The sequence below is a fragment of the Devosia enhydra genome (genome assembly GCF_900119845.1).
GTDB lineage: Bacteria > Pseudomonadota > Alphaproteobacteria > Rhizobiales > Devosiaceae > FPKU01.
Window position 1 is genome coordinate 15,386 of record NZ_FPKU01000003.1, and the last position, 12,229, is coordinate 27,614.

Here is a 12,229-nt window from a genome sequence, read left to right on the forward strand (position 1 = left end):
AAAACCGGAACCTGCGGCACGCTCACTTGCCCGTGCCGGCAGGGGTCACTCCCGCGAGAACAGCGATTTCGCCACCGGCGAGAACCGCGCCACCGCATCGGGGTCGAGCTCGACGCCCAGGCCCGGCCGATCCGGAATGGCCAGCATGCCGTCTGCATCGAGCGAGAACGGGGTGGCCATGATCTGGTCCACATAGGCGCTGCCCCCGATATATTCGACGAGGTCGACATTGGGCAGCGCGGTGGCCAGCTGCAGGTCCGCGGCAATGCCGAGCGCCGTATTCCAGCCATGGCCGACATAGCGCACGCCGAAATCCTGCGCGAGCCAGGCGATGCGCCGCTGCTCGGAAAGCCCGCCCACTTTGGTCACGTCGGGCTGCACGATGTCGAACGCGCCCTGCGTCAGGAACGGGATGAAGCCCTGCCGCCGCGTCAGCACCTCGCCGCCCGCGATCGGCAGCCGGCTCGATTTGCGCAGGGTGATGAAATCCTCGAGCGCGTCGGGCTTTACCGCTTCCTCGAACCACGCCACATCATGGGCCGCAAGCATGTCGGCGGTGCGCAGCGCCCATTTGAGCCCGTTGGGCCAATAGGCGTCGCTGGCGCCTGCATCCACCATCAGCTTGCCGCCTTGAGGCAGCGCGCCCTTGGCGGCCGCCACGATGGCCTCGTCGAGCCTGAAATCGTCGCGCCGCCCGAACGGACCCCAGCCGATCTTGAAGGCGCGGAAGCCCTGCTCGCGATAGCGGACGATCTCCTCGGCCATCAGCCCCGGCTCTTCCATTAAGAGCGAGCAATAGGGCATCACCCGCTCCTGGTGCCGCCCGCCGGCGAGCCGCCCGATCGAGAGCCCGGTGGCCTTGCCCAGAATGTCCCACAGCGCGATGTCGATGCCCGAGATGGTGTGGGTCAGCGTGCCGCCGCGCCCCATCCAGAAGGTGTTCTGGTGCATCTTCTCGCTGACGCGCTCGGGCTCCAGCGCATTCTCGCCCAGAAAGAACGGCTCGAGCACCTTGACGCCCGCCTCCACCAGCCGTCCGTCGGTGAAGCAGCTGCCATAGCCGATGATGCCCGCATCGGTGTGCACCGCGATCAGCGCATGGATCGAATCCTCGGCGCGGATCTCGTTAGACCACCCCCCCTTGGGGCTCTCGCCGAACAGGGGCGCCGCGACGATCTTCTCGATCCGGATCGGGCCAAGCGCTCGGGGGGGCGTAACCGGCATCGTCAACTCCTTAGGCCTCGGCTCAATGGCGATATTGACACCAAGCGATATAGTATACAATCATACGATTCAAGCGCTGTGAGGGAGTTTCGCGGGTGGCTGTGCAGGACAATACGAGCCGGATCCGGTGTCCGATCGATTTCGACAAGAACGGGCGGCAGGCCGGCTATTGCCGCGCGCCGCTCTCGCGCAACACATCCGGCTGGGGCACGATCGAAATTCCGATCATCGTGGTCAAGAACGGCACGGGACCCACGGTTCTGCTCACCGGGGGCGTGCATGGCGACGAGTATGAGGGGCAGATCGCCATTTCGCGCCTTGCCGCAAGCCTCGATCCCGCCCGCGTGCAGGGCCGCGTGATCATGATGCCGGCGGTCAACATGCCGGCCGTGCAGACCGATACCCGCCTCTCCCCCATCGATGGCTGGGACATCAACCGCTGCTTTCCGGGCAATCCGCGCGGCACCTTCTCGCAGATGCTGGCGCATTTCCTCGACAGCGTCATCCTGCCTATGGCCGACATTTCGGTCGACATGCACACGGCCGGCCACTCGGCCGATTCGGCACCCTCGACCAACATGCACTACCTCGCCGACCCGGTGATGCGCGACAAGACCATGGCCGCCGCGGCCGCGTTCGGCGCCCCTTTCAACACCGTCTTTGCCGGGGTGGACGAAGGGGCCACCTTCACCTCCTGCGTCGAGCGGCGCGGCATCATTTCGCTCGGCACCGAGCTTGGCGGCTGGGGCCGCGTCAATATCGAGGGCGTGCGCATCGGCCGGCGCGGCATCGACAATATCCTGAAGCATATGGGCGTCATCGAGGGCGAACCCGACACCGTCCAGCGCGATGGCTCGACCACGACCCGCCACATGCAGGTGCGCGATCCGTCAGCCTATGTGTTTGCACCCCGCACCGGCCTCTTCGAGCCCACCCACGATGTGGGGCAGGATGTCGAGGCGGGTGAGATCGCTGGCTGGCTGCATTTCGTCGAGGATGTCGACACCCCGCCCATCGAGCTGCGCTACGCCAAAAGCGGCGTGCTGTGGATGGGGGCAGGGCCCGGCCGCGTCACCCGCGGCGATTCCGTCTCGGTGGTGATGGAAGACTATTCGGACGACTGGTCCTGACCCCTCTTTTTCGCGCGGAGCCCTAGCCATGCCCAAGATCCTGATGCTGGACATGAAGCAGGAGATTTCCTCCTTCAATCCCCTGCCCTCGGGCTTCGAGAATTTCCTCGTCTATACCGGCGATGCCTTCTACCGGCATCGCGGGCTCAATACCGAGCTGGGCGGCGCCTTCTCGGTGTTCGACGCGCGTGAGGACATCACCCTCATCCCCACCATCGCGGCGCGGGCCGGCAGCGCCGGCATCCTCTCGGCCGAGGGCTGGAAGACGCTGTCCGAAAAGATGATTGCCGAGATCGCCCCCCATATCGATGGCGCCGATGCCATCTATGCCTCGCTGCATGGGGCCATGGGGGCCGAAGGCGAGCTCGACCCGGAGGGCTGGCTCCTCACCGAGATCCGCCGCATGGCCGGGCCCGACAAGCCTATCGTCATCTCGCTCGACCTGCATGGCATCCTCACCGACAGGATGATCCGGCAGGTCAACGGCATCACCATCTACCACACCTACCCGCATGTCGATTTCGCCGACACCGGCATGCGCGCGGCAAAGCTCCTGCTGCGCATTCTCGATGAGGGCATCCGCCCGGTGCTGGCCCGCGTCGTCGTCCCGGCCCTGGTGCGGGGCGATGAACTGATCACCGCAATCGGCTGTTATGGCGATTTGATCCGCGAATGCCAGCGCATCGAGCGCGACGGCACGGCGGTGGCCGCCGGCATCATGATCGGCAATCCCTTCACCGATGTGCCCGAGCTCTGCACCCAGGTCATCGTCCAGACCGACGGCGATGCCGAGACCGCCCAGCGCGAGGCAGTGCGGCTGGCCGAGGAATTCTGGCCCCAGCGCTTCCGGATGCAGGGCAAGCTCATCGGGCTCGATCGCGCCATCGCCCAGGCCAAGACGATGAAGGGTCCGCTGATCTTTACCGATGCCGCCGATGCCACCTCCTCGGGCGCCACGGGCGATTCCAACGCCATCATCGCCGCGCTCGAAAAGGCCAGCTACAAAGGCAAGGTGCTGGCCCAGATCGTCGATCCCGCCGCTGCCGCCGCCGCCCACAAAGCGGGCGTGGGGGCCACCATCTCGGTTACGCTGGGCGGCGCCATCGACACGGGCCGCTACACCCCGATGCCGGTAACCGCGCGGGTCAAGCTCCTCTCGGATGGGCAGGCGCGGCTCGAGACCATGAAGACCCCGCTCGATGCCGGCCCCACCGCCGTCCTCACCTTCGGCAATTTCACCATCGTCGTCTTTTCGAAGTCGATCAGCCTCTTCGATCGCGCCATGTATTACGCCAATGGCTGCAACCCGCCCGATTACGACCTCATCGTCGTCAAGTCGCCCCACACCGAGCACCACATGTTCGAAGCCTGGGCCGAAAAGAACTTCAACATAGATGCGCCGGGTGCCACCTCCGCCGACCTCAAGAGCCTCGGCCACACCATCTGCGCGCGCCCGATGTATCCCCTCGACCCCGATGTCACCTTCACCCCTGCCCCGGTGATCTACTGGGGCTAGTGCCAAAGCCTCGACCGTCGTTCCGGCGAACGCCGGAATCCCGTTTGCGCCCGCGCCCCGGATCTGCCGGTGCGCCGTCAGAGTGAGATGCGATCCCTCGCACCTGCAAAGAGACCCCCATGAAAATCGACGCCGTAGACTTTTTCTATTTCGCCATGCCCGAGGTCACCACTGCCGCCGATGGCAGCCAGGATGCGCTCGTGGTCCGGGTCTCGGCGGGCGGCTATGTCGGCTGGGGTGAATGCGAGGCGGCGCCACTGCCCACCATCGCGGCCTTCGTCTGCCCCATGAGCCACGGCGCCTGCCGGCCCGTCTCGGCCTCGGTGCTGGGCCACGCTCTTGATGGCCCCGAGGATATCGACGCCATCTCGCGGCTCGTGGCGCGCGACAGCATGGACCTGCTTCAAGCCCAGCACACTCTCTCCGGCATCGAGATGGCGCTGTGGGACATTCTGGGCAAGGCACGCAGCGAACCCGTATGGAAGCTGCTCGGCTACCAGCGCTCCGAAGCCAAGATCCCCTATGCCTCGCTGCTCTTCGGCGATACCCCGCAGGAGACGCTCGAGCGCGCGAAAAAGGCCCGGTCCGACGGCTTTTCGGCCGCCAAGTTCGGCTGGGGCCCCATCGGCACCACCTCCGCGCAGGATGATGCCGACCAGTTCGTCGCCGCCCGCGAGGGGCTGGGCACCGATGGCTGGCTCATGGTCGATGTCGGGCAGATCTTCGCCGAAGACGTCGACGCCGCCGCTGCCCGCTTGCCGGCCCTCGAAAAGGTCAAGGCGCACTGGTTCGAGGAGCCTTTCTATGGCTCATCCTACGAGGCCTATGCGGCGCTCGGCGCGCGGGGTTCCAGCGTGCGCACCGCCGGCGGCGAGGCGGCGCACAACCTCGCCATGGCCCGCCATGTGATGGATATCGGCAAGGTCGGCTTCGTGCAGATCGATTGCGGCCGCATCGGCGGCATCGGCCCGGCCAAGATCGTGGCCGATCTCGCCGGCGCCCGCGGCATCACCTATGTCAACCACACCTTCACGACGCATCTGGCGCTGTCGGCCTCGCTGCAGCCCTATGCCGGCGTTGCCAGGGATCGCATCTGCGAATATCCCGCCGATCCGAGCGCCTTGGCGCAGGCCATCGCCACCAACCCGATCCTGCGCGACGCCAATGGCGAAATCCGCGCCCCCGAGGCCCCGGGCCTCGGCATCGATGTCGATCTCGTGCGCCTCAAGCCCTATCTCGTCGACACCGAGATCAGCGTCAAAGGCCAGGTCCTCTACCGCACTCCGGCGATCTGACCTGCTCCCTCTCCACCTGCGCCACACTGCACCTCCCCCTCTAGGGTGAGGTGAAGCGGGAGGCTGGATCGGGGCTTGACCTCTCCACGCGCACCGCCCTGCACCTCCCCCTTCACGGGGGAGGCTGGGAGGGGGTGCGGGTCTATCCTACAACACAGCGTCCGCAGCTCCACCCATTTCACCTCCCCCGTCGAGGGGAGGTGAAGGGGCCCTACCGATGATTGCGCTGGCGCGGGTCGATGATGTCGCGCAGGCCGTCGCCCATGAGGTTGAGGCCGAGCACGGCAAAGGCGATTGCGAGGCCGGGGAAGACGGCGATCCACCAGGCTTCCTGGATATAGGTGCGCCCGTCGGCGATGATGTTGCCCAAGGACGGTGCCGGAGGCGGCGGGCCGACGCCGAGGAAGGAGAGGATGGCTTCGGCGATGATCGACACGGCAAAGACGAAGGTCAGCTGCACGATCAGCGGGGAAAGAGCGTTGGCGAGGATATAGCGGAAGATTATGCGCGCGTGGCCCGCGCCCACCGCCTGAGCCGCCTCGACATATTGCATGCCCTTGACGACCAGCACCCCGGCCCGCACCACGCGGGCGGTGCGCGGCGTGAAGGTGACCGTCAGCGCTATGATGACGGTGATCTCGGAGGGGCCGAGCGCCGAGGCGAGCGCGATGGCCAGCAGTACGCCGGGAAAGGCCATCAGCCCGTCGAGCCCGCGCATGATCAGCGCATCGAGCCAGCTGACATAGCTCGCCAGCGTGCCCAGCAGCGTCCCCAGAATGCCGGTGAAGAGCACCACGGTGACGCCGATGAACAGCGACACCCGCGTGCCATAGATCACCCGGCTCAATATATCCCGGCCATAACCATCCGTGCCGAACCAGAATTCGGCCGAGGGCGGCATCAGGATGAAGCGGTAATTGTTGCGGTTGGGCGCATAGGGCGCGAGCAGGTCGGCAAACAGCGCCACGGCCGAGAACAGCACGAGGATGATCGCGCCGATGAGGAAGGAGCGGTGCGCCACGAGGCGTTTGAGGAACACCCCGAAGGCGCGCCAGCGCGCTTTGCGCATCTGCCGGCGCAGCGATCCGCCATCCTCGGGAAGGGTCTCGATCTCAGCGGTCATCGCGCACCCTTGGATCAAAGACGCCGTAGAGCATGTCCACCACGATGTTGACGAAAACGAAGACGCAGGCGGTGACCAAAAGCCCGCCCTGGATGACGGGGAAATCGCGCCGCTGGATCGACCCGATGATCAGCCGCCCGACGCCGGGCAGCGAGAACACCTGCTCGATGACCACCGCGCCCGACAGCAAGACCCCGGTGGTGACCCCGACCACAGTGATGATCGGCACCATCGCATTGCGGAGCGCGTGCTTGAAGATCACGGTAGGCCCGCGCATGCCCTTGGCGCGGGCGGTGCGGATGTAATCCTGGTTGAGCACGTCGAGCATGGAGGAGCGCGTCATGCGGGCGATCACCCCCATCTGGGTGATGGCGAGGGTAAAGGCAGGCAGCGCCATGGTGCGCGCCCAGCCCCAGACATCCTCGGTGATGGGCACGAAGCCGCCGGTCGGCAGCCAGCCCAGCGACACCCCGAAGAGGATGATGAGCACGATGCCGAACCAGAAATCGGGGATCGAAAGGCCCACCAGCGCGGCGACCATCGCGGTCTGGTCGAGCCAGCTGTTGTGGCGCACGGCGGCGAGGATGCCCAGAAGCGTGCCGATGATGGTGGCAAAGACCAGCGCAAGGGCAGTGAGCGAGAGGGTGACCGGCAGGCGCTCGAGCACCGCATCGACCACCGAGCGCCCCAGAAGATAGGAATAGCCCAGATCGCCCTGGAAGAGATTGCCATACCAGGAGAGCGCACGTTCGAGGATCGGGCGATCGATGCCCAGCTGGGCCCGGATCTGCGCGATCTGCTCGGCGGTTGCGTCGGTGCCGCCGATTTCGGCCGACACGTCGCCGGGCACCAGCCACATGATGAGGAAGGTCATGAGCGAGACAACGAGCAGCACGGGTATGGCGCTCAGGAGCCGTCTGACGAGGAAGAGGGCCAAGGGGATCGAGCCTCGCGCTTTTCAATAAAGCCGGCGGAACCCGAAGGTCCCGCCGGATGAACGCTATCAGAGGGTCAGTTTTCCAGCCACACGTCGTAGACGCGCGGGAAGCGGAAGGTCTTGAAGCCCTTGACGTTGGAACGCGTCGCCTGGAGCTGTCCGGTATCGCCGAGCTTGATGATGCCGAAATAGGTGTAGAGCTGCTCCTGGATCTTGGCGAAGGTTTCCTTGCGGGCCTCGGGCGTCGCGCCGGCGATCAGCTCCTGATAGAGCCCGTCGAGCACCGGATCGTTCTTGACGAAGTGCGGGCGCGCGCCGGTCAGCGTCGAGACGATGGCCGCGGGCCCGAGATAAGGCTCGATGCCCATGGTGAGGGTCCAGCCGTTCCAGCCGGTATCCTGCATGCGCAGGTTGAGCGCCGTCGGCCAGTCGACCTGGTTGATCACGGCATTGATGCCGGCGGCCTTGAGCTGCTCGGCGATCACCACGGCCGAGCGACCATGGAACGGGATCGAGTTGTCGGTGAGGATGGAGAACTCCTCGCCATTATAGCCGGCCTCGGCCAGAAGAGCCTTCGCCCGCTCGACATCGCCCTGGTTGTAGTAATTGGCCCCGATATCCCCGACATTGTAGATCGAGTTCGGGTAGGTCCAGCCATGGTTGAGCTCGAACACGCCTTCGGCGGCGATGCCCACGATCTCTTCCATGTTGAGCGCCACCTGAACCGCCTCGCGGAACTTGACGTTGTCGGTGGGCGCTTCGTTGACGTTGAGGATGAGCGTGCCGAACGCCCATTGCAGGTTTTCCTGGATCTCGATGTCCGCATTGCCTTCGAGCCGGCGAGCGGCCGGGGCGGGAATGGCTTCGAGGATATGCACTTCGCCCGCTTCGAGCGCGGCAACCTGCGCACCCGGCTCGGGAATGATGCGGAAGGTCACCGTGTCGAGATAGGCGGTCTTCTTGCCGCCGAACCCGTCCATGCCCTCATGGTCCATGTCCTGGGAATAATCGGCGAATTTCTCGATGGTGACGTGGCTGTCGGGCACGTATTCGGTGATCTTGTAGGGGCCCGTGCCCACGAGGCTGGTCTTGCCCGGCTCGGCGGCGCCATCTTCCTCGGGAATGATGACGGCGGGCGCGCGGGGCGAGGAGAAGGCTTCGAGGAAGGTCGGGGTCGGCGCCTTCATGGTGAAGGTGACTTCGTAGTCGCCCGTCACCTCGATGTTGGCGACCGGCTCGAGCAGTGTGCCGGTGGCGCCGACCTTGCGGTAGCGTTCCATCGACGCCTTGACGTCGCTGGCCATCATCTCGTCGCCATTGTGGAACTTGACGCCCTGGCGCAGCGTGAAGACATAGGTCAGCCCGTCTTCCGAGATATCGACGCCCTCGGCGAGGATGGGGATGGGCTCCACATTCTCGTTGAAGCCGTAGAGCGTCTCGTAGACGTTCATGTTAATATTGCGCGACGCGCCGGACGAGGTGTTCATCGCGTCGAGGCTGGGCGGATTGGAGCCCTGAACGACGATGAGCTCCCCACCCATCTGCTGGGCCAAGGCGGCGCCGGCCGGTGCCATTGCGGCAACGGTGGCTACGCCCGATACGGCGATTAGTCGGATAAGAGCAGTCACTCGGTGATGCATGTCCATGGTCCCTCTTGCTCCCTTGCTAGGCTCCGGCCGGGCAGCGGTGGCTTGTGGCCCTGCGACACAGCCGTTATACAAACTGGTACGCCAAGATCGTATAATCTTATAATCGTATACGATGTTAGCTGAACCTCGTTGTCAAGGACATTGAACGCAATGCCGACCGCCCCAGGCCGGACTTTAACCAGCACCCAAACAGGCACCCGTCTCGCCGGGCTCGCCCCGCTCAGCGCCAAGAGCCTCGTGGACCAGGTGGTCGATGCCATCGTGGAAGCGACCGCCAAGGGCATCTTCCTTCCCGGCGACCGGATCGTGGAAGCGGAGGTTGCCCGCTCGCTCAATGTCAGCCGCATTCCGGTGCGCGAGGCCTTGCGGCTGCTCGAGAGCCAGGGCGTCGTGGTTTCCGAACGCTATCGGGGCATGAGCCTGATGAGCGTCGACATCGACCGGCTCGAAAAGATCCTCAAGGTGCGCCTCGCCCTCGAAAAGCTGGCCGGCGCCGAGGTGATGGAAAAGCTCAAATCCGACCCCGGCGTGCTCGCCCCGCTCGAGAAGGTGCTGGCCGACATGCATGCGGCCGGCGAAGCCGATGACGGGTTCCGCGTCGCCAGCCTCGATACCGAATTCCACCTCTGCCTCTGCACCCTTTCGGGCAATGAGGTGCTGGTGCGCACGCTCGAGCCGCTCTCGCGCCAGCTCACCATCATCTTCGGTCTCTCGACCATGAAAAAGGGGGTGATGAGCATCGTCGAGGAGCATGACGAGGTGGTGGCCGCGCTGAAATCAGGCGACCGCGAAGCCTTCGACCGGCTGATGGAAATCCACATCCTCGAATATTCCCGCGCGGTCGACTACGAGCATCTCGTGGAGCAGTTGCGCATGCTGGAGCGGCGCAACAAGGCGGGGTGAGGATCGGGAGATTGCCGGCGCGCTCCCAATGCGGGCGCCCGGCCTCGTCCTTCGAGACGCCTCTGCGAGGCTCCTCAGGATGAGGCCTGCGGTACCACTGCGCTCTTTCGCCCTCATTGTGCATAGTCCCGCGCGCTCCACTCTCTCGCCCTCATCCTGAGGTGCTTTGCGCAGCAAAGCCTCGAAGGACGAGGGCGCTGCACCCGCCACCCCGCATCAACCCTTGCAAATCGTATAATAGTATACAATCATCGCTGACCTAGACGCTGCCGAACCGCCTCCGGCTTTCGCCGGATCGCACAGATAGGAAGGTCCGCCCCACCCGATGCCGCTGCCCAAACCTACCGCCGTCCCGCCTGCCGCCCCGCTGCTCGAGGTCGAAAACCTGAGGGTTTCCTTCGGGACGACCGAGATCGTGGGGGGCATGAGCTTTACGCTCAGGGCCGGCGAGACGCTCGGCATCGTGGGGGAATCGGGATCGGGCAAGTCGATGACGGCGCTGGCCATCATGCGGCTCCTGCCCTTCGGCGGGACATTGACGGCCGATCGCCTGCGGCTCATGGGCGAGGATATTCTTACCGCCGACGAGGGCCACCTCGAGAACCTGCGCGGGTCGGCCATGGGCATGATCTTCCAGGAGCCTATGACCGCGCTCAACCCCGTCCTGACCATCGGTGACCAGCTGATGGAAACGGTGCGCCGCCATACCGGCATCGGCCGCCGCGAGGCGCGCGACCGCGCCATCGAGGCGCTGCGCCGGGTGGGCATTCCCTCTCCCGAAACCCGCGTCGACGATTATCCGCACCGGCTTTCGGGCGGCATGCGGCAGCGCGTGATGATCGCCATGTCGCTGATCTGCCGGCCCAAGCTGCTGATCGCCGACGAACCGACCACCGCGCTCGACGTCACCATCCAGGCGCAGATCCTCGACCTGATGGCCGATCTGCAATCGGAATATGGCATGGGCATCATCCTGATCAGCCATGATTTGCGCGTAGTCTCGGCCTTCACCGATCGCGTCATGATCATGTATCTGGGGCGCGTGATGGAGGATGCGCGCGCCAATGTGGTGTTCGATGCGCCCCGCCATCCCTATACCGAGGGGCTCCTCGCCTCGATCCCGCCCGTCGATCGCGACGAGGTGCGCCTCAAGGCGATCGAGGGCATGGTGCCGCCGGCCTTCGCGCCACCGCCGGGGTGCCGGTTCGAGCCGCGTTGCGCCTATGCCCGCCCGCCCTGCAGCACTGCCGAACCGCCGCTTGTCGATCTCGGGGACAACCATCGCGCCGCCTGCATCCGCAATACCGGCTACCAGTTCAGGCAGGTGCCGTAATGGACGCTGTTGCAGAGACCCGCCCGCCCCGCCCCCTGCTCGAAGTCGAACATCTGGCCCGGCACTTCACACTCGGGCGCCGCGGCCTCTTCGGCGGTAACCAGCGCATCCTGCGCGCCGTCGACGATGTCAGCTTTTCGATCGGCAAGGGTGAGACGCTCGGGCTCGTGGGCGAAAGCGGCTGCGGCAAGACCACCACCGGCCGGCTGATCCTGCGACTCATCGAGCCCTCGGAGGGCGTCGTGCGCTTCGATGGCCGCGACGTGCGGGCGATGGGGGCCGGCGAGTTGCGGGCGCTGAGGCGCGACATGCAGATCGTTTTCCAAGACCCCTTCGGCGCCCTCAACCCGCGCATGACAGCCGGTGAACTGATCGTCGAGCCGCTGGTGATCCATGATGTGGGCGACACCGTCTCACGCGAAAAGCGCCTGCGGCAGCTTCTCGACCGGGTCGGGCTCGCCACCCATCACGCGGCGCGCTTTCCGCATGAATTTTCAGGCGGCCAGCGGCAGCGGCTCTGCATCGCGCGCGCGCTGTCGCTCGATCCGGCCTTCATCGTCTGCGACGAGGCGGTGTCGGCGCTCGACGTGTCCGTTCAGGCGCAGATCCTCAACCTGTTGCAGGATCTGAAGCACGATCTGGGGCTGACCTATCTGTTTATCTCGCATGACCTCGGCGTCGTGCGGCACATCTCCGACCGGGTGGCGGTGATGTATCTGGGCCAGATCGTCGAGATCGGCCCCAAGGGCGCGATCTTCAACGCGCCGGCTCACCCCTACACGCAGGCGCTGCTGGGCTCGGTGCCCACCGCCGACAAGGGGCGGAAATCCTTCTTCACCATCAAGGGAGACGTGCCCTCGGCCGCCAATCCGCCCAGCGGCTGCCGCTTCCACACCCGCTGCCCCATCGCCCAACCCGTCTGCTCCACCACCGCCCCTCCTCCGGTCACCGTGAGCCCGGGCCATACGGCCAACTGCCATTTCGCCAAGCCGGCCGCATCCTGACCCCGCTTCGCCTCCCCCCTATACGGGGGAGGCCGGGTGGGGGTGGCGCCACAGGCGCTGCACTAGGGGCTCCTCGCGCGCTCTGCAAAAAATAGTCCCTTTTTGCAGGTCGATC

At 65.5% G+C, this 12,229-nt stretch carries 10 protein-coding genes; 6 read left to right on the top strand and 4 right to left on the bottom strand.

What is annotated here, in order from left to right:
* Positions 1-45: 45 nt before the first annotated feature.
* Entirely contained in the window at positions 46-1,224 is a 1,179-nt protein-coding gene (locus BT183_RS14790) for a mandelate racemase/muconate lactonizing enzyme family protein (protein WP_072344951.1), read from the bottom strand.
* A gap of 95 nt (positions 1,225-1,319) precedes the next feature.
* Between BT183_RS14790 and BT183_RS14795 the strand changes: the two genes are divergently transcribed.
* The 3 genes from BT183_RS14795 (at position 1,320) to BT183_RS14805 (ending at position 5,165) form a co-directional block, all read left to right on the top strand.
* Positions 1,320-2,354, top strand: coding sequence for a succinylglutamate desuccinylase/aspartoacylase family protein (locus BT183_RS14795; protein ID WP_072344954.1), 1,035 nt, complete (start codon positions 1,320-1,322; stop codon positions 2,352-2,354).
* A 28-nt stretch (positions 2,355-2,382) separates the two neighbouring features.
* Positions 2,383-3,870, top strand: a complete 1,488-nt coding sequence (locus BT183_RS14800; RefSeq protein WP_072344957.1) for a M81 family metallopeptidase — start codon at positions 2,383-2,385, stop codon at positions 3,868-3,870.
* Between the two features lie 119 nt (positions 3,871-3,989).
* Positions 3,990-5,165, top strand: a complete 1,176-nt coding sequence (locus BT183_RS14805) for a mandelate racemase/muconate lactonizing enzyme family protein (RefSeq protein WP_072344959.1) — start codon at positions 3,990-3,992, stop codon at positions 5,163-5,165.
* A gap of 211 nt (positions 5,166-5,376) precedes the next feature.
* Here the strand turns inward: BT183_RS14805 and BT183_RS14810 are convergent, their stop codons facing one another.
* The 3 genes from BT183_RS14810 to BT183_RS14820 form a co-directional block, all read right to left on the bottom strand.
* Positions 5,377-6,288 (bottom strand): ABC transporter permease, encoded by a 912-nt coding sequence (locus BT183_RS14810; RefSeq protein WP_244545353.1) that lies wholly within the window; start codon positions 6,286-6,288, stop codon positions 5,377-5,379.
* A complete protein-coding gene (locus BT183_RS14815) occupies positions 6,278-7,225 on the bottom strand; it encodes an ABC transporter permease (protein ID WP_177282572.1) in 948 nt (315 codons plus the stop codon). The genes BT183_RS14810 and BT183_RS14815 overlap by 11 nt, the downstream gene beginning before the upstream one ends.
* A gap of 74 nt (positions 7,226-7,299) precedes the next feature.
* Positions 7,300-8,853, bottom strand: coding sequence for an ABC transporter substrate-binding protein (locus BT183_RS14820; RefSeq protein WP_244545354.1), 1,554 nt, complete (start codon positions 8,851-8,853; stop codon positions 7,300-7,302).
* 171 nt (positions 8,854-9,024) lie between these two features.
* Between BT183_RS14820 and BT183_RS14825 the strand changes: the two genes are divergently transcribed.
* The 3 genes from BT183_RS14825 to BT183_RS14835 all read left to right on the top strand — a co-directional run bounded on the left by BT183_RS14825 (position 9,025) and on the right by BT183_RS14835 (position 12,114).
* Positions 9,025-9,777, top strand: a complete 753-nt coding sequence (locus tag BT183_RS14825) for a GntR family transcriptional regulator (RefSeq protein ID WP_143145834.1) — start codon at positions 9,025-9,027, stop codon at positions 9,775-9,777.
* Positions 9,778-10,102: 325 nt separating this feature from the next.
* Positions 10,103-11,110, top strand: a complete 1,008-nt coding sequence (locus BT183_RS14830; RefSeq protein ID WP_072344967.1) for an ABC transporter ATP-binding protein — start codon at positions 10,103-10,105, stop codon at positions 11,108-11,110.
* Positions 11,110-12,114, top strand: a complete 1,005-nt coding sequence (locus BT183_RS14835; RefSeq protein ID WP_072344969.1) for an ABC transporter ATP-binding protein — start codon at positions 11,110-11,112, stop codon at positions 12,112-12,114. The genes BT183_RS14830 and BT183_RS14835 overlap by 1 nt, the downstream gene beginning before the upstream one ends.
* The last annotated feature ends 115 nt before the right edge of the window (positions 12,115-12,229 follow it).

Bases quoted from the DNA above. Each gene is read 5' to 3' on its own strand.
- BT183_RS14835 (WP_072344969.1), top strand. From the start codon at position 11,110: ATGGACGCTGTTGCAGAGACCCGCCCGCCCCGCCCCCTGCTCGAAGTC.
- BT183_RS14805 (WP_072344959.1), top strand. From the start codon at position 3,990: ATGAAAATCGACGCCGTAGACTTTTTCTATTTCGCCATGCCCGAGGTC.
- BT183_RS14825 (WP_143145834.1), top strand. From the start codon at position 9,025: ATGCCGACCGCCCCAGGCCGGACTTTAACCAGCACCCAAACAGGCACC.
- BT183_RS14790 (WP_072344951.1), bottom strand. From the start codon at position 1,224: ATGCCGGTTACGCCCCCCCGAGCGCTTGGCCCGATCCGGATCGAGAAG.
- BT183_RS14810 (WP_244545353.1), bottom strand. From the start codon at position 6,288: ATGACCGCTGAGATCGAGACCCTTCCCGAGGATGGCGGATCGCTGCGC.
- BT183_RS14830 (WP_072344967.1), top strand. From the start codon at position 10,103: ATGCCGCTGCCCAAACCTACCGCCGTCCCGCCTGCCGCCCCGCTGCTC.
- BT183_RS14800 (WP_072344957.1), top strand. From the start codon at position 2,383: ATGCCCAAGATCCTGATGCTGGACATGAAGCAGGAGATTTCCTCCTTC.